This is a genomic window from Halomonas sp. S3-1-1, assembly GCF_023757625.1.
Taxonomy (GTDB): domain Bacteria; phylum Pseudomonadota; class Gammaproteobacteria; order Pseudomonadales; family Halomonadaceae; genus Vreelandella.
This window is the reverse complement of record NZ_JALGBZ010000004.1, coordinates 36,361-54,110: the sequence shown is the minus strand read 5'-3', so window position 1 is coordinate 54,110 and position 17,750 is coordinate 36,361. Positions and strand designations below refer to the sequence as shown.

General features: G+C 60.5%; 12 protein-coding genes. 4 read left to right on the top strand and 8 right to left on the bottom strand.

Annotated features, from left to right (window positions below; genetic code table 11):
- Nucleotides 1-40 precede the first annotated feature (40 nt).
- On the bottom strand, nucleotides 41-2,713 hold the full coding sequence (aceE, locus tag MQW23_RS12715) for a pyruvate dehydrogenase (acetyl-transferring), homodimeric type (protein WP_252108576.1): 2,673 nt from the start codon (nucleotides 2,711-2,713) through the stop codon (nucleotides 41-43).
- A gap of 132 nt (nucleotides 2,714-2,845) precedes the next feature.
- Between aceE and MQW23_RS12710 the strand changes: the two genes are divergently transcribed.
- Entirely contained in the window at nucleotides 2,846-3,742 is an 897-nt protein-coding gene (locus MQW23_RS12710) for a LysR family transcriptional regulator (protein WP_252108575.1), read from the top strand.
- A gap of 60 nt (nucleotides 3,743-3,802) precedes the next feature.
- On the opposite strand, the gene MQW23_RS12705 is transcribed toward MQW23_RS12710, so the two are convergent.
- Nucleotides 3,803-5,698 (bottom strand): monovalent cation:proton antiporter-2 (CPA2) family protein, encoded by a 1,896-nt coding sequence (locus MQW23_RS12705; RefSeq protein ID WP_252108574.1) that lies wholly within the window; start codon nucleotides 5,696-5,698, stop codon nucleotides 3,803-3,805.
- A gap of 136 nt (nucleotides 5,699-5,834) precedes the next feature.
- Here MQW23_RS12705 and MQW23_RS12700 point away from each other — a divergent pair, with 136 nt between their 5' ends.
- Genes MQW23_RS12700 through MQW23_RS12690 form a run of 3 tightly spaced genes read left to right on the top strand, consistent with a single transcriptional unit; the run spans nucleotide 5,835 to nucleotide 8,202 of the window.
- A complete protein-coding gene (locus MQW23_RS12700; protein WP_264297492.1) occupies nucleotides 5,835-6,122 on the top strand; it encodes a Trp family transcriptional regulator in 288 nt (95 codons plus the stop codon).
- Complete coding sequence (locus MQW23_RS12695) at nucleotides 6,119-7,546, top strand: anthranilate synthase component I family protein (RefSeq protein WP_252108573.1); 1,428 nt, start codon at nucleotides 6,119-6,121, stop codon at nucleotides 7,544-7,546. Before MQW23_RS12700 ends, MQW23_RS12695 begins: the two co-directional genes overlap by 4 nt.
- Nucleotides 7,543-8,202, top strand: a complete 660-nt coding sequence (locus MQW23_RS12690) for an anthranilate synthase component II (RefSeq protein WP_252108572.1) — start codon at nucleotides 7,543-7,545, stop codon at nucleotides 8,200-8,202. Before MQW23_RS12695 ends, MQW23_RS12690 begins: the two co-directional genes overlap by 4 nt.
- Before the next feature lie 77 nt (nucleotides 8,203-8,279).
- Here MQW23_RS12690 and rluF read toward each other — a convergent pair whose 3' ends face one another.
- The 6 genes from rluF to cysM form a co-directional block, all read right to left on the bottom strand.
- Nucleotides 8,280-9,347: a 23S rRNA pseudouridine(2604) synthase RluF gene (gene rluF, locus MQW23_RS12685; protein WP_252108571.1), complete on the bottom strand. Its 1,068-nt coding sequence runs from the start codon at nucleotides 9,345-9,347 to the stop codon at nucleotides 8,280-8,282.
- A 72-nt stretch (nucleotides 9,348-9,419) separates the two neighbouring features.
- Nucleotides 9,420-12,068 carry a phosphoenolpyruvate carboxylase gene (gene ppc / locus MQW23_RS12680; protein ID WP_252108570.1) on the bottom strand — a complete coding sequence of 883 codons (2,649 nt, stop codon included), beginning with the start codon at nucleotides 12,066-12,068 and terminating at the stop codon, nucleotides 9,420-9,422.
- Nucleotides 12,069-12,110: 42 nt separating this feature from the next.
- The gene (mazG, locus tag MQW23_RS12675) at nucleotides 12,111-12,938 is read right to left on the bottom strand and encodes a nucleoside triphosphate pyrophosphohydrolase (RefSeq protein ID WP_252108568.1); all 828 of its coding nucleotides are present in this window, start codon (nucleotides 12,936-12,938) and stop codon (nucleotides 12,111-12,113) included.
- Nucleotides 12,938-15,214, bottom strand: coding sequence for a GTP diphosphokinase (gene relA, locus MQW23_RS12670; protein WP_252108566.1), 2,277 nt, complete (start codon nucleotides 15,212-15,214; stop codon nucleotides 12,938-12,940). Before relA ends, mazG begins: the two co-directional genes overlap by 1 nt.
- Nucleotides 15,215-15,279: 65 nt before the next feature.
- On the bottom strand, nucleotides 15,280-16,698 hold the full coding sequence (locus MQW23_RS12665; protein ID WP_252108565.1) for a TRAM domain-containing protein: 1,419 nt from the start codon (nucleotides 16,696-16,698) through the stop codon (nucleotides 15,280-15,282).
- A 117-nt stretch (nucleotides 16,699-16,815) separates the two neighbouring features.
- Complete coding sequence (gene cysM / locus MQW23_RS12660; RefSeq protein WP_252108563.1) at nucleotides 16,816-17,712, bottom strand: cysteine synthase CysM; 897 nt, start codon at nucleotides 17,710-17,712, stop codon at nucleotides 16,816-16,818.
- Nucleotides 17,713-17,750 lie beyond the last annotated feature (38 nt).

Sequence of the window (17,750 nt, the reverse complement as noted above, 5' to 3'; positions counted from 1 at the left end):
GTTTCCGATAATCGTTTTAGTGTCACGTGATAACCAACGCTTAACTAACAAGCGGAGAAAGCCGGTCAGGCTCGATATTGAAGCGATTCATGGCTTGCTCGACGATGTCGGCGCTGACCTCACCTTTCTCGCAAAGGGCTACGAGCGCCATCCAGGCAATGTAATAGCGGTCGACCTCGAAAAAGGCGCGCAGCTGTTCGCGACTGTCGGAGCGGCCAAAGCCATCGGTGCCCAGAACGTAGTAGTCATTCGGCACCCAGGCGCGCACCTGGTCGGCGTAAAGTTTCATGTAATCCGTGGCCGCAATGACCGGGCCTGAGCGGTTTTCGAGTGCTTGAGTGAGCCAGGGTTTTTCATACACCTCTTGGGGTTTCATAAATCGTTGCCGGTCGTACTCGAGCGCTTCGCGACGCAGCTCGTTGAAACTAGTCACACTCCACACATCGGCGGCTACGTCAAAATCGAGCAGCAGTTCCCGCGCGGCTTCGGCCTCGCGCAGTATGGTGCCCGAGCCTAGTAGTTGAACGCGGGTTTTTTGGTCGTCCTCGCCTGCCTGCAGCAAGTACATACCACGAATGATGCCCTCCTGGGCGCCGTCAGGCATGGCGGGATGAGCGTAGTTTTCGTTCATGATCGTCAGGTAGTAAAAGCACTCCTTGTGCCGTTCGTACATTTCTTTTAAACCGTGCTGAACGATGACGGCGATTTCATAACCGTAGGTAGGGTCATAGGTACGGCAGTTAGGGATGGCGGAGGCCATTAGGTGGCTGTGACCGTCCTGGTGCTGCAGGCCTTCACCATTGATGGTGGTACGCCCAGCGGTGCCGCCGACCATGAAACCACGCGTCAGCATATCGCCGGCGGCCCAGGCAAGATCCCCGATGCGCTGAAAACCAAACATTGCATAGTAGATATAAAACGGGATCAGCATCTTGCCATGATTGGCATGGGAGGTGGCCGCCGCGATCCAGGAGGCCATCGCACCGGCTTCGGTGATACCTTCCTCGAGAATCTGGCCCTTGATGTCTTCGCGGTAGTACATGATCTGGCCGGCATCGACAGGCGCGTATTTCTGCCCGCCCGCCGCATAGATGCCCAACTGACGAAACATGCCTTCCATGCCGAAGGTGCGCGCTTCATCGGGAATGATGGGTACGATCCGCTCGCCCAGCTGCTTGTGCTTGGTAAGCCCGGTCAACACTCTAACGAACGCCATCGTGGACGATATTTTGCGCTCGCCCGTTCCCTTTAACTGCGCGGTGAATACCTTGTCGTCAAGCGCCGGGATGGATAGCGTCTCGTGGTCGGTATTGCGCGCGGGCAGGTACCCGCCGAGCAGCGTGCGCCGCGCATGAAGGTAGTCGGTTTCCGGGGCGTCATTACCTGGCCGGTAATAGGGCATCGGGCCGCTTTTGAGCTGCTCATCGCTGACGGGAATAGCAAAACGATCACGCAAACGCTTGAGCCCTTCAAGCTCCATGGTTTTGATGTTGTGCGCTTCCATGTCGGCCTCACCATGCTCGCTTCCCATGCCGTACCCCTTTACGGTATGCGCGAGAATCACGGTGGGTTTGCCGTTGGTAGTTTTGACGGCTTTTTGATAGGCGGCGTAAATCTTTAACGAGTCGTGGCCGCCGCGTGTCAGCTCTTCGATGTCCTGGTCCGATAAGTGCTCGACGCGTGCAAGCAGCTCGGGATCCTTACCGAAAAAATGCCTGCGCGTATAAGCGCCGCCCTGGGCCTTGAAGTTTTGATACTCGCCGTCGACGGTTTCGTTCATCAGCCGCTGCAGGCGGCCATCGTGATCGCTTTCGAGCAGCGCATCCCAGCCGCTCCCCCAAACGACCTTGATGACGTTCCAGTGGCTACCCAAAAATGAGCTTTCGAGCTCCTCCATGACGCGGTCGTTGCCGCGTACCGGCCCGTCAAGGCGCTGAAGATTGCAGTTGATCACAAATATCAGATTGTCGAGTTTCTCGCGGCTTGCCAGGTTCAAAGCGCCGAGCGTCTCGACCTCATCGCACTCACCATCACCGAGAAAGGCCCATACCTTACGCTCACCAAGAGGCTTTAAGTCCCGGTTATGCAGGTACTTCATCAGGCGCGCCTGATAGATCGCCTGAATCGGCCCGAGCCCCATCGACACCGTTGAGAACTGCCAATAGTCCGGCATGAGGTAAGGGTGCGGGTAGGAAGGCAGCCCGCCACCACCGACTTCGCGGCGAAAGCGGTCCAGCTGTTCCTCACTCAAACGCCCTTCGAGATAGCTTCTAGCGTAGATGCCAGGCGAGATATGACCCTGAAAATAGACCAGATCTCCTTCACAGCGCGTAGGTGATCCTTTGAAAAAATGGTTGAATCCCACCTCGTAAAGCGTACTGCTGGACATATAGCTTGCAAGGTGACCGCCGATACTTTTGTCTTTTGCATTGGCGCGTACGACCATGGCAATACTGTTCCAGCGAATGGCCGCACGAAGCTTACGCTCAATATCTAGATTACCCGGGTAGTCCGGCTCATCACTGACGGCAATCGTATTACGGTGCGCGGTATTGAACGTGCGCGCGATATTTAAACCCTGTTTGTCTGAATAAGAGTGTAATGAATTAAATAGAAATCGCGCTCTATTTTCCCCTTCTCTATCGACGACCGACGCTAATGCATCCAGCCATTCTTGTGTTTCACTTTTATCTATTTCAACAGTATCTTTCATATCAACCTCGAATAACGTAAAACACGGGCTGGCGGCACTTAAAAGCCGTAAAGCATAATGTCAAAACCTTAATATTGACTTTAGTAGTGCACAACATTACTTTATGAAAAACACTTTCCCAGATCTGGTGAAATGAATTTAAATTACTTGAAAATATTCGTTGTCGTTGCTGATCAGGGTTCGATCACGGCGGCGTCAAAGGCGCTGGGAATTCCCAACTCGACGGTCGCCAGGCAGCTCACACAGCTCGAGAATCAGCTGGGCAAGCAGTTGATACTGCGAAGCACACGACACCTTCGCATGACCGAGGAAGGCAAGCGTATTTATCAAAAAGCAGCCTCGCTAATCACCGAGCTCGACGAGGTTGAGAACGAGATAAAGTCTGAGCAAGGCTACTTATCCGGAAAGATCACCCTAGCGATACCTTCTGAGTTTGGCGCTAAATGGCTTAACGAGATAATTGCCGAGTTTGCACTTACCCATCCCAATGTCTCTATCGAGTGCATTACAAGCATGGCACCACTGGATCCCGTAAGAAGGGATATCGACATTTCCATTGCCTATCATCGCGGTAACTTCGAAGACAGTAGTTTAATCATGCGACAACTCGTTAAACTTTCCAGTGTCGTTGTTGCCTCCCCTGAGTTGATAAAAACGTATGGAACGCCAAAGACTATCGCAGAGCTTGAAAGTTTGCCCTGCCTATCGACACTTCTCGCTCTTAAAGAGAACCCTTGGCACTTCATTGGCCAGGATAACGCGTTATTTCACCTCAACGTCAGCTCGCGCTATAAGGTGGATAGTAGCCAACTGCTGATTGCCGGCGCACTACAGGGTATCGGTTACGCCATCATACCCAGAGTTTTTTGCGAGCAGCATCTCGACACCGGTCGCCTGGTCGAGATCAATCTCGATCACACGCCGGCTCCTCTGGAAATCGTGGCTATTTACCCCAACCGCGCCATCAACCACCGGTCCAAAAGACTCGTCGAGGTGATCGCCAGCGCGTTGACCCAAACGCTGGGCTGACTCGCCTTTAAACGTGTTCGCCGTCACCTATGCGCTTACAACCCTTCGCCTCGAACTCGATCACTCTTTTTTATCCGGCACGTCTACCGGCGCGGTCCAGATCGGCACGTCCTCTTTTTGTGGCTCGTTCTCCTGTTCATCCATGGCGCTGCTGAGCGCTTCTTCCAAACGTCTAAAGAGCTCGCCATAACGGCGGCTGAAGCGCTGGCCACCTTCGATCTCTTTCCAGGCCTCGAATAGCTCGGAGTCGTGGGCGTCTTCGCTTTGCACGAAAGACCAGGCCATCTTCTTGGCGCGCATCGGGTGTACACCGAGCGCAGTGAGCGCGTGGCTGCCAAGCTCCAGAGCCGAGTGGTAGGTTTCGCTGACGACGTCGTCGGCGCCTGCCTCACGCAGGCGATAGCCGTGTCCACGGTCATAGGCGCGGGCCAGCACCCACACGTTCGGATAAAAGCGTTTGACGTGCTCGACGGTGCTCACGGCGCGGTCCAGGTCGTCGATCGCCACCACCAGTAGGCGGGCGTTGGCGATGCCGGCGCGGTCTAGAAGATCCGCGCGGCTGGCATCACCAAAATAGCTTGTGATGTTGATACTGCGTGCGTTCTCTATCTGCTTGAGCTCTAAATCCAGCGCGACCAGCGGCACATCGCTCGCTCTCAAAAGCCGGCAGACGATCTGACCAAAGCGCCCGGCGCCGGCCACGATCACCGGCGACTGCTCGTCGAAGTCATCCGCCTCTTGAGTCTCGGTTTTACCGGCGAGATAGCGCGGCACCACGAGCTTGTCAAAGGCGATGAATAGAAGCGGCGTCAAAAACATCGAAAACGCCACAACCAGCGCCAGCAGCTCGGCAAGCCCCTCACCGATGACGCCGTTCTGACGCGTGTAGGTCAAAAGCACGAAGCCGAACTCGCCGGCCTGGGCCAGGCTTAGCGTCATCAGCCAGCCGTTGCTGCCGCGAATGCCGAACGCGTAGGCAAGCCCAATCAGCAGCGCCCCCTTGACCGCCATGACGCCAACGCCCAGCAGCACCACGGCATGCCACTGCTCGATGAGCACGCTGAAATTGATGCCCGCACCAACGGTAATGAAGAAAAGCCCTAGCAATAGCCCCTTGAACGGCTCGATATTGGCCTCGAGCTCGTGCTTGAACTCACTGTTCGCCAGCACCACGCCGGCCAGAAAAGCGCCCAGCGCTGGCGAAAGATTCACCAGCCCCATCAGCGCGGCGATGCCGATCACCAGCATCAGGGCACTGGCGGTAAAGATTTCGCGAAGATTGGATTTCACTACGTAGCGAAACAGCAGCGGCATCAGGTAATAACCGGCGCCGATGACAAACCCTACGGCCCCCACTACCTCCAGCGCGTGGGCCCAGCCCGGTAGACTCGCCACCAGGTCGGCATTGTCGTGACCGGCCTGAGTCGAGCTTGTGTCCACGCCGGCCACCGCCAGCAGCGGAATCAGTGCCAAAATGGGAATGACCGCCATGTCCTGAAACAGCAAAATGGAGAACGCGCTGCGCCCGCCTTCGGTGGCGGCGAGCCCCTTTTCGTTCAGCGTTTGGAGCACGATGGCGGTAGAGGAAAGCGCCAGCACCAGCCCGACGGCCAGCGCCGTTTGCCACACCACGCCGAGCCATACGCCGATCGCGGTGCCGGCGGCGGCGGTCAGTACCACCTGGAGCCCGCCCAGGCCCAAAAGCCTGACGCGCATCGCCCAGAGACTTTTCGGGTCGAGCTCCATGCCGACCAGAAACAGCATCATCACTACGCCAAACTCGGCAAAGTGCTGGATGGTGTCGGTCTCCTGACCGACCAGCCCGAGCGCCGGGCCGATCACCACACCCGCGACCAGATACCCCAACACCGAGCCAAGGCCGAAACGCTTGGCCAGCGGCACGGCGATCACCGCCGCGAGTAGATAGATAAAGGCTTGAATGAAAATGTGGGTCATCGACTCTCTCGGGGTGCGCGGCGCGCTTGATAAAGGTTTTATACGCAACAGCGGCGCTGAAAGGCGGCCGGCTTGACAGACCGCGCTAAAACGTTATGTACTAGTACGCTAGTACAATCGAAAAAGGCTTTTTGACGTGGCTAACAACGTACCGGATGGGGCGGCAGAGGATGGTTTCAAGTCCGAGCTCGTCCGCTATCTGCTCGACATCGACACCGCGCACGCGATGGATGACGCGCTCGATAGCCTGCTAACGCCGTCAGAATATCAGGAAATCGCTAAACGGCTACAAATTTTCAAGCTGCTCGATGAAGGCGTAGCACACCGAAAAATCGCCGAAACCCTGGGCGTCGGTATCGCCACGGTTTCCCGAGGCGCCCGCGCATTTTCTTCCAACACGCACGTATTCAAGGACACTCCATGAGCGCCGGCCCCACGCCTTTTACTCTGCCGCGCAAGCCGCACTACGTCACGCTTGCCGCCGACTGCGATTTCTTCGCGCTGTTTCAAAAGATCGAACGTGCCTTCGAGAACTGCTACATGCTCGAATCCTTGGGCGAAGATAGCCACATGGCACGCCACTCTATCATCGGCTTCGACCCGGAGTACTTGATCTACGCTAACGGCCCAACGCTTACGATCGAGCACCGCGACGGTGACATTAATCATCACGAAAGCGATAACCCCTATGAGCTTCTACGCTCGCTGATGCCGCAGAACATCATCTCGCGCAAGTATGCCGGCGGCCTGTCGGGGTATTTGGGTTACGACGCCATGCAGTATTTCGAGCCGACGCTTAACCTCAAGGCGAGCGATGATTTCGACACTTTTCGCTTCGGCCTTTACAAGGACGGGCTAATTCTCGACAAGATGACCGGTGAGGTCACCTACTTTTACTATGACGACAGCCGCTTCGAGTATTTGCAGGGGCTGATCGAATCCGACGACGTTAGCCCCGGCGCGCTCAAGATTACCGCACTTGGCGACACCATGACCCGCGACGAGCACGCGGCGGCGGTGGCAAAGGTGAAGCAGGATATCGTCGACGGCAAGGTGTTCCAGTGCGAGGTAGGCTTCAAAAAGCGCTTTCGCATCGAAGGCGACACGTTAGCGCTTTACGGCGAACTCAGGCGCATCAACCCGTCACCGCAAATGTATTTTGTGAAGTTCGGCGAACAGCGGTTGATCGGCGCCAGCCCCGAGCTTCTGTTTCGCCTGCGCCAGGGAGAAATGGAGACCTTTCCACTGGCCGGCACAACGACCCGCGGCAAGACCGCCCAGGAAGACACCCAGCTTGCCCGCGCGCTGTTGAACGACCCCAAGGAGATCGCCGAGCACAACATGATCGTAGACCTGCACCGCAACGATATCGGTCGGGTCGCCCAGTTCGGCACGGTGAAGGTGCGAAGCCTGATGGACATCAAACGCTTTAGCCACGTGCAGCATATCTCCAGCGAGATCGTCGGTATCATCGATCAAAACGAGGACATGTTCACCGCACTTGCCAGCAACTTCCCCGCAGGGACGCTGACCGGCGCGCCAAAAATCGAGGCGATGAAGATCATCGATGATCTGGAAACCGACGGCCGCGGCCCCTACGGCGGCGCGGTGGGCCAGTTTTCCTTCAACGGTGACTGCACCTTCGCTATTCCCATTCGCACGGTGTTCGTCAACGGCGAAAACGCCTACGTGCAGACCTGCGGCGGCAACGTTTATGACAGCAATGCCGAGGACGAGTACGAGGAGATCCGCCGCAAGTTCGCCGGCACCCGCAAGGCCCTGGCGCCGTTCATGGACGAGCCGGATGACGTCAAAGGATCTGAAACCGCCATGGGGAGCCCGGCATGAACGTCCTGATCATCGACAACTACGACTCCTTCACCTACAACCTCTACCAGTTCATCGGCGAGATACTGACCGCGGAGAAAAACCGCGGCGCGCTCGAGCGCTTTAGCATCACGGTCAAGCGCAACGACGAGATCGACTTCGACGCCGTGGCGGCCATGGCGCCGGATCGCATCATCATCTCGCCGGGGCCGGGCTCCCCTAACGATCCGCGCTATTTCGGCGTCTGCGGTGAGGTGATCGAGAAGCTGGGCCCGACCACGCCGCTTCTGGGCGTGTGTCTGGGGATGCAGGGCATCGTTCACGTCTTTGGCGGTCAGGTGATCAAGGCGCCGCTGCCGATGCACGGCAAGATCAGCCCGATCAACCACGACGGCCGCTCGGTCTTCAAGGACGTGCCCGACCAGCTCGAGGTGATGCGCTACCACTCGCTGATTGCCGATGCGGCCTCGCTTCCCGAATGTTTGGAAGTGACCGCGACCGTCGGCGGGCTCCAGGCATCGAACTTTGCCGAGCGCAAGCGTTGGCAGGCCGCCGGCGAGTTCGAGCTGATGGGCGTCAAGCACCGCGACTATCCGATTCACGGCATCCAGTTCCACCCGGAGTCGTTTGCTACCGAAGGCGGCAAGGAGCTGATCGGTAACTTCCTGCTGGCATGATGCTTCGAACATCCACAAAAAACCGAGCATTTTCACAAGCGCTCGGTTTTTTGATTTCGGAAGGCTGTTTGGCAGCGCTAGCGCTTGCTTTTACCCCGAGCGGGTTTGGCCGACGCGGCCCGCCCCTTTCCTGCCGGTTTGCCGCCGTTTTTTGCCAAAGGCTTACCGGCGGTTTTAGTGGCCGACTTGCCGGTGGGCTTTCCCGCTCGCTTTGCCTGAGCGGCATTACCTGCCGCCTTCGGCTTGCCCTTTACCGGCGGCTTGCCGGACCCTTTAGGCGCGGGTTTGCCGCCACCAGGCTTACCTCGCCCAGCGGGTTTGGCCTTGCGAGCGGTACCGCTTCGCGCCTTCGGGGCACCCGCCTGGTTGGAGGCGCCCTTTTTCGCACGCGGTTTCGGCTTTTGCGTCGCGGGCGGCGGCGCATCCTCCGAGCCCTCGGTGAGCCGGACGATCGTGTCGATCTCCTTGGGCGTTAAATCACGCCAGTCGCCCAGGGCCAGGCCCTTGAGCGCAACGTTCATGATGCGCGTACGCACGAGCTCCACCACCTCGAAACCGAAGTATTCGCACATGCGGCGAATCTGGCGATTGAGGCCCTGCACCAGGGTGATGTTGAAGGCGAATGTCGACACCTTCTCCACCTTGCACTTTTTGGTGACCTGGCCAAGGATCGGCACGCCGGCCTGCATCCCGTCAATGAACTCATCGGTCACGGGCTTGTTGACCGTGACCACGTACTCCTTTTCGTGATTATTGTTGGCTCTGAGAATCTTGTTGACCAGATCGCCGTTGTTGGTCAGCAGGATTAGCCCCAGGGAGTCCTTATCGAGGCGACCGATGGGAAAGATGCGCACGCCGTGACCCACGAAATCGACGATATTGGCCTTTTCGCTGGACTCGGTGGTGCTGACGATCCCCACCGGCTTGTTCAGTGCGATCAGCACCAGATCCTCGGCTTCCTGAGGTTCGATCTCCTGACCGTTGACCTTGACCCGGTCGCCGGCCACGACCTGATCGCCGGTCGTTGCGCGGCGCCCGTTGATGTAGACGTTGCCCTGCTCGACGAAGCGGTCCGCCTCGCGGCGCGAGCAGAGCCCGCTTTCGCTGATATACTTGTTGATCCGGGTCGATGTTTTAAGCGACATAACACGCCTGACTTGCATTTAAAAAGAAACGCCGCCGCCCAGGGGCGGCGGCAAGAGGACACGCCTTACGCGTTATCCGGTGTTTCTGAGCCCGGCGGCAATGCCGGCCATGGTCACCATCAACGCCCGCGAAAGATCGGCGCTGATCGCGCCGTCGGCGTCGCGGTTACGCTGCAAAAGCTCCGCCTGCAGGCCGTGAAGCGGGTCGATGTAGGGATTGCGTACGTCGATCGCCTGACGAATCAGCGGCGTGTTCTCCAACAGCGCCTTTTGATCGGCGATATCCAGTACCGCGACTTCAAGGCGCGCGAAGCGCTCGCGCAGCTGTTTACCCAGCGCCTTGAGCGAGGGCTCGTCCACCAGTCGGTGCTCGTAGTAGGCGGCGATCGCCACGTCCGCCTTGGCCAACAGCATCTCGAGCATGTCGAGATAGGTGCCGAAAAACGGCCACTCGCGGCGCATCTCCTGAAGGACTTCTCGCCCGCCGGGTTGCTCGAGGCGATTGGCGAAGGCCTCGCCGCTGCCAAGCCAGGCCGGCAGCATCAGGCGTATCTGGGTCCAGGCGAAAATCCACGGGATGGCGCGCAGCGTTTCCACGCCGCCGTCCTGACGCCGTTTGGTCGGCCGCGAGCCCAGAGGCAGCCGCCCCAGGGCGCCTTCCGGCGTCACCGCGCGGAAATAGGGCACGAAATCCGGGTCCTCGCGAACCACGCCGACGTAGCCTGCGTGCGCCACGCGGGCGAGCTCGTCCATCTCCTTGCGCCATTCGGGCTGCGGGGCCGGCGGTGGCAGCAGTGTCGCCTCCAGCACCGCGCAGGCGTAAATCTCCATCGAGCGCAGCGCGATATCCGGCTGGCCGAACTTGAAGCGGATCATCTCGCCCTGCTCGGTTACGCGCAGGCTTCCATTCACCGAGCCCGGCGGCTGGGACAAAATCGCCGCGTGGGCCGGGCCGCCCCCGCGCCCGACGGTGCCGCCGCGTCCGTGAAACAGCGTCAAGTCGACCCCGTGGCGCTTGCACACCTCGACCAGCGACTCCTGAGCGCGGTACTGCGCCCAGGCCGCGGCCAGCTGGCCGGCGTCCTTGGCGGAGTCGGAGTAGCCGATCATCACTTCCTGGCGGTCCTTGACCAGCGACCGGTAGCCCGGCAGCGCCAGGAGTTTATCGATGGCGCCAGCGGCGTTGTCCAGGTCGTTGAGCGTCTCGAACAGCGGTGCGATAGGCAGCGACACGCGCCCACCGGTCTCTTTCATCAAAAGCGCGACAGTGAGTACGTCCGAGGGCTCGGCGGCCATGGAGATGATATAGGTGCCCAGCGCCTCGGCGTGCTCCCCCGCAATCACCTTGAAGGTATCGATCACCTCACGAGATTCCGCCGAGCACTCCCAGCGTCTTGGGATGAGCGGGCGGCTGGAGGCCAACTCCTCGAGCAGGAACGCCTGGCGCTCGGCCTCATCCCACTGCTGGTAGTGGCCAAGGCTAAGTTCGCTGGTCAGCTCTTCCATCAGCTGGGTATGGCGGCTCGCCTCCTGGCGCAGGTCGAGCTTGGTGAGCGTTACTCCAAACACCGCCACGCGGCGCAGCGTATCGAGCAGCGCCCCGTTGGCGACGGTGTCCAGGCCGACATCGCAAAGCGAGCGGTAACAGGCCAGAAGCGGCGCGTAGAGCTGATCACGGGTTTCGATGATCGGTCCGCCGTCGAAGTTTTGACCATCGAGGCCGGCTTTCGCCCAGTCGCGCGTCGCCTCGACCTTCTGCAGCAGGCGCTTCAAGAGCTCGCGGTAGGGCTCGGTCACATCGCCCACTTCGGCTTTCATGGCGCTGTTCGCCTTCCACATGGAAAGCTCGGTCTTGAGCTGCTCGAGATCGCGAAGGTAGAGATCCGCCGCCATCCAGCGACCGAGCAGCAGCACCTCTTTGGTCACGCGCGCGGTCACGTTCGGGTTGCCGTCACGATCGCCGCCCATCCAGGAGGCGTAGCGAATCGGCGCGGCGTCCAGCGGCAGGCGCTCGCCGGCGGTTTCCAGTAGCAGGTTGTCCAAATCGCGGTGAAAATCCGGCACCGCCTGCCAAAGCGAGTTCTCGATCACCGCGAAGCCCCACTTGGCCTCGTCCACCGGGGTGGGCCGCTCGTGGCGAATTTCGTCGGTATGCCAGGCCTGGCTGATCAGCTCGTTGAGCCGGCCGCGGGCGCGTTCGCCGCGCTCGGGGTACTCGTCAGCGCTTTCGATAACGCTCAAGCACTCGTCGATGGCGTCGTACTTTTGAATCAGGGTGCGGCGAATGACTTCGGTCGGGTGAGCGGTCAGCACGAGCTCGACGCGCATGTTGGCCAGCGTCTCGACCAGCGAGCGCGGCGAGTTGCCGGCCTGACGGGCGCGCTCCAGAAGCTCGCCCAGCACCGGCTGCGTGCCGGGCTTGTAGTCCTCGACGCGGCGAAAGCGCGCGCGGTAGTGCTGCTCGGCGATGTTGGCCAGGTTGAGAAACTGGTTGAACGCGCGGGTGACTGGAAGCAAATCACGCTCGGGCAGCTCGCGCAGGTACTCGATCAACGCGCGCTGCTGAAGCGTATCGCCCTGGCGGCCCTGCTTGGCATGGGCGCGAATCGTCTCGATTTTATCGACGAAGCCCTGGCCCAGGTCGTCGGCGATGGTACGCCCAAGACTGTCGCCTAAAATACGTACGTTCTCACGAAGCGATTCGTGTAGATCATGACTCATTAACCTGGCCTCCCGGAAAGTCCATGTGGGGTGGTGTTGTTTTTAACTGCGCTCCTGGCGCTTGGCGGCCTGCCAGTGGCGCTCCATTTCGTCGAGAGTGGCGTTTGACATCGAGCGCTGCGACTCCTCAAGGCCGCGCTCGACGTAGCGAAAGCGGCGCTCGAACTTGGCGTTGGTCGCGCGCAGGCACGTCTCGGGGTCGGCATCGAGGATACGCGCGAGATTGGCCACGGCGAACAGCAGATCCCCGACTTCCTCGCGCGCGTGCGCCGTATTATTGGCGGCCAGCGCCTCTTCGACTTCGCCAAGCTCTTCGCGAATCTTGTCGAGCACGCCGCGGGTGTCCGGCCAGTCGAACCCGACCCGCGCGGCGCGTTTGGAAAGCTTGTGAGCACGGCTCAGCGCCGGCAGCGCCCTCGGCACGTCGTCGAGTGCCGAGGAACGTTCCTCTGCGCGACCCTCGCGCTCGTCGGCCTTCAATGCTTCCCAGCGGTGTTTGACTTGGCGCTGTTCGACATCGTCAGCGCTTTCTTCCGGGGCACGGCGCGATTCGAGCGTGCCCTCGGGAAACACGTGGGGGTGGCGACGAATCATCTTGCGCGTGAGCGTATCGACCACGTCAAAAAAATCAAAGCGCTGCTCTTCATGGCCGAACTGCGCGTAGTAAACGATTTGAAAAAGCAAATCACCGAGTTCGCCGGGCAGCTCATCGAAGGCGCGCCGCTCGATGGCATCGGCGACTTCATACGCCTCTTCGATGGTATGGGGCACGATGGTGTCCCAGCGCTGCTCGACATCCCAGGGGCAGCCCTGGGTCGGGTCGCGCAACACGCGCATCAATTCGAGCAGGTCAGCCAGTTCGTAACGCATCAGTGGCTCCCCTTGCGCGCGTTCTTGTCCGGGTCAGCGTCGCGCAGCCGGCGCACTTCGGTGACGTTGGGCAACTGCTGAATGCGTGAGAAAAGCCGCCCCAGGGTTTCGAGACCGTCGACTTCCAGCGTGATACGAAGCCTTGCGATGCTTTCGTCGGTGTCGGTCAGGGTGTTCACCGCCAGCACGTTGACCTTTTCATTGCCCAAAAGACCGGTCACGTCGCGCAGAAGGCCGGAGCGGTCCCATGCCTGAATTTCGATGGCCACCGGGTAGCGGGTGTGGGCGCGCTCGCCCCACTCCACTTCGATGATGCGCTGCGGCTCGTCGAGGCGGTGCTGCAGCACGTTCGAGCACTCCTGACGGTGAATCGTCACGCCGCGCCCCTGGGTGATGAAGCCGATGATCGGCTCGCCGGGTACCGGGTTGCAGCAGTTCGCCATGTTGGTTTTCAGATTGCCTACGCCCAGTACAGTGATATCGCCCTGAGGGGCCTTGCTCTGCTGGCGGCGCGGCTTGGCCAACAGCCGCTCGAGCTTTTCCTGATCGTCGCTTTCGCCAAAGAGCTGCTGGGCCTGATGAAGCACCTGGCCAATGCGTAGGTCCCCCGCCCCGAGAGCGGCGTACATATCATCGGCACTTTGGTAGTTGACCGCCTCGGCGAGCTTTTGCATATCGAGGCCGTCGACGTCCAGGCGCTTCATCTCGCGCTCGAACAGCGCCCTCCCTTCTTCCAGGTTCTGATCCCGCGCCTGATACTTGAACCAGGCCTGGATTTTGGCCCGAGCGCGGGAGGTGCGCACGTAACCCAGGCTCGGGTTGAGCCAGTCGCGGCTGGGGCCGCCCTTGGTCGCGGTCAGGATTTCGACCTGCTGACCGGTTTTCAGCTTGTAGTTGAGCGGCACGATGCGCCCGTTGATTTTGGCGCCGCGGCAGCGATGGCCGATTTCGGTATGCACCCGGTAGGCGAAGTCGATGGGCGTGGCGATGCGCGGCAGATCGATCACGTGGCCGTCCGGGGTGAACACGTAGATTCGATCCGGGGCGACATCGCTTGCAAGCCCTTCGCGCAGGTCACCGTAGCCACCGACCTCGTCCTGCCACTCGAGCACCTGCCTAAGCCAGGCGATCTTCTCTTCGTAGCTGCGGCTTTTGGCATTGGTGTCGTGGCCCTTGTAGCGCCAGTGGGCACAGACGCCGAGCTCGGCTTCGTCGTGCATGGAGAAGGTGCGAATCTGGATTTCGAGCACCTTGTTTTCCGGGCCCATGACGGCGGTGTGAAGCGACTGATAGCCGTTTTTCTTCGGGTTGGCGATGTAGTCGTCGAATTCGTTGGGCACGTGGTGCCAGCGCGAATGCACGATGCCCAGCACGGTGTAGCAGTCGGTCACCGCCGGCACCAGAATGCGCACCGCACGGACGTCGTGCACCTGGGAGAAGTCGATCCGCTTGCGCTTCATTTTGCGCCAGATCGAGTAGATGTGCTTGGCACGGCCTTTCACGTCGAACTCATTGATGTTCTGGGCGCGCATCAGCGTCTCGAGCGTGCCCACCACGTCCTGAATGTAGCGGTCACGGTCGAGGCGCTTTTCAGCCAGGAGCTTGGCGATGGTCTTGTAATCCTGCTCGTGCAGGTAGCGAAACGAGAGATCCTCGAGCTCCCACTTGATCTGGCCGATCCCGAGGCGGTGCGCCAGCGGCGCGTAGATGTCGGCGACCTCACGGGCGACCTGCAGGCACTTCTCGCGCGGGGCGTCTTTGACTTGGCGCAGCGCGCAGGTGCGCTCTGCGATCTTGATCAGCGCCACGCGCACGTCGCTGACCATGTTGACCAGCATCTTGCGCAGGTTTTCCTGCTGGTTGTGCTGGGCCATGGCGTGATTCGAGACCAGCGGGTAGCTGATGGCCGCCATCTGCAGCACGCCGTCGATCAGGCTGGAGACCTCTTCGCCAAAGCGCTTGGTGATGCCCTCAAGGCTGATCAGCCCTTCGCGCACCGAGCGGTAGAGCACCGCCGCCTCGAGCGCTGCCTGATCGAGCTTGAGATCGGCGAGAATGTCTGCCATCTCGAGCCCCATGCGAAAGCTCATGCCCGGCGACAGCCACACGCGATGGGTCTTGGGCGCCTGACGCTCGAGCATTTCGGCCAGCTCGCAGGCCTCGATCAGCCGCTCGGGCTCGGGTAGACGAACGCTCTCTTTCAAGCGCGTCAACCACTGCTCTACATCCACCCGGCCGGTCTGGGTCAGCGGCTGGTCTTCACGCACTTTCACCATGGCAATGACTCGTCCTTTGAACTAACGGCGCTTACCCCGCTGTAAGTGTAGCGCCAAATGAGGGCCTAACCTCGGTATTCGAACAGCACCATCGTTTCAATGTGTGCGGTATGTACGAACATGTCCGCCACGGCCACCGCCGCCATGCGATAGCCCTGACTTGAAAGATGCGCCGCATCGCGCGCAAGCGTTGCCGGGTCGCAGGAGATATACACCACACTGGGCACACGGTGGCGGCCAAGCGCTTGGCAAATCGCCTCGGCGCCGTCGCGAGGCGGGTCGAGCACGACCGCTTCAATGGCCTCGTCGCCCTCGAACAGCGCCGCCACGCTCGCCTCGCGGTTCAAGTCCGCTTGACGTGCGACTAACTCGAGCCCGTGGCGCGCGGCGTTTTGCTCGATCCGCTCGACCATGTCCTGGCTACCCTCGACGGCGTGCACGCTCGCGCCACTTAGCGCCAGCGGCACACTGAAGTTACCGATGCCGGCGAAGAGGTCAAGTACGTGTGGCGCCGGCGAAGATGCAAGCGTCGGTGTCAGCCACTCCAGCACCTGGTTCACCATGCGCTGGTTGACCTGTTGATTCACCTGAAGAAAATCCCCGGGCTCGAAGCCGAGCGTTACGTTGACCGGCGCCTTTTGATCGACAACGCTTGCGCCAAGGCCCAGCTCATCCTCGAGGACTGGCACCTCGACGAACCACTCGAGTGTCGCATTCTCACGCCCGACGAAGGCGCCGACGCTCACGCCCTGCGCCAATGCAAAGTCGCGCCAGGCGGCAGTGTCCTGGGCGTTAGCCTTAAGCTGGCGCACCAGCACCACCGGCGCCCCCAGGGGTTTGATCAGCTCGAGATGCCCTACCTGACGCGGAGCGCTCAGGGTGTCGAGCAGCGCCTTGAGCGGTGCGATCAGCCCTGAGAGCTCGGGCACCAGCACGTGGCAGTGTTCGATGTTCACCAGGCGGTGGCTACCGGCTGCCCGAAAGCCCAGCAGCACGTTCTCCTGACCATCCACGCGTACGCCCAATCGGGCCCGGCGGCGGTAGTGCTCGGTGTCGCCGTCGAGCAGCGTAACGTCGGGTAGCGTCATGGCTTGGCGGGCGAATAGCTCCTCGACCACCTGACGTTTGTGCTCGCGCTGAGCCGTAAGCGCCAGGTGCTGCAAATCGCAGCCGCCGCAGCGCTCGAAATAGGGGCACGGCGGCGTGACCCGTTTCTCCGAGCGGGTCAAAAGCGCCTTGACGTGAGCCTCGTCGAAGCGCTTTCTCTGAATATGCACCGCCGCTTCGACGGTTTCGCCGGGCAGCGCTTTTTCGACGAACACGGTTTTACCCGCCGCGTTATGGGCGATACCGCGCCCGTCGTGGGCGAGCCGGTCGATGGTCAAGGCACTGCCTTCGACACCTTTCACAGGCGCCGCGGCGGGCGTACGAGCTAGCCCGGAGTGGCCGGATTTAGGGCGCGGCGGCCGCTTTTTACCCAGCATAAAAGCGATCCAGCACCGTGGGGTCTATCCAGAGCATCGTGTATTCCAATAGTCGTGTTTCAAAAAACGGCGCTTGTTCGGGCTTTAAACCATGCCCGCGTTGTTAAACGAGCCGGCTTAGGACGCCGTATCGAACAGGTTGGTCGAAAGGTAGCGGTCGCCACGGTCGCAGACGATAAAGACGATCACCGCGTTCTCCACCTGCTCGGCAATGCGCAGCGCCCCCGCCAGGCTACCGCCGGAGGAGACGCCGGCAAGAATGCCCTCTTCCCGGGCCAGCCTTCGCATGTGGCTTTCGGCCTCTTTTTGGCCAATATCGAGCACCGTGTCCACCCGCGGGGCCTCGAAGATGGCCGGCAGGTACGCTTCGGGCCAGCGGCGAATACCGGGAATGCTCGCGCCGTCTGCCGGCTGGAGACCCACGATCTCGATCGCGCTGTTTTGCTCCTTCAAATAGCGCGACACACCCATGATGGTGCCGGTGGTGCCCATGGAGCTGACGAAGTGAGTGATCTCGCCGCCGGTCTGGCGCCAAAGCTCCGGGCCAGTGGTGCGATAGTGCGCCAGCGGGTTATCCGGGTTGGCGAACTGGTTCAGAGGCTTGCCCTTGCCGCTGGCAATCATCTCATCGGCGATGTCGCGGGCTTCTTCCATGCCGCCCTGCTGGCTTGCCGAAATTAGCGTGGCCCCGAAGGCGGCCATGGCCTGCTTGCGCTCGCTGGAGGCGTTTTCCGGCATCACCAGCACCATGTTGTAGCCCTTGATCGCGGCGGCCATTGCCAGCGCAATGCCGGTATTGCCCGAGGTGGCTTCCACGAGGGTATCGCCTGGCGTGATCTCACCGCGCGCCTCGGCCTCGGCCAGCATCGACAGCGCCGGGCGGTCCTTCACCGAGCCTGCCGGGTTGTTGCCTTCGAGCTTGGCCAACAGCGTGTTGTTACGCCCGGCGCTGATGCGCTTTAACCGCACCAGCGGCGTATTGCCGATCACATCTTCAAGCGTGGGATAGTCCATCGTCCATTCCTTATCGTCACCGTTGTGTTGCATTATAT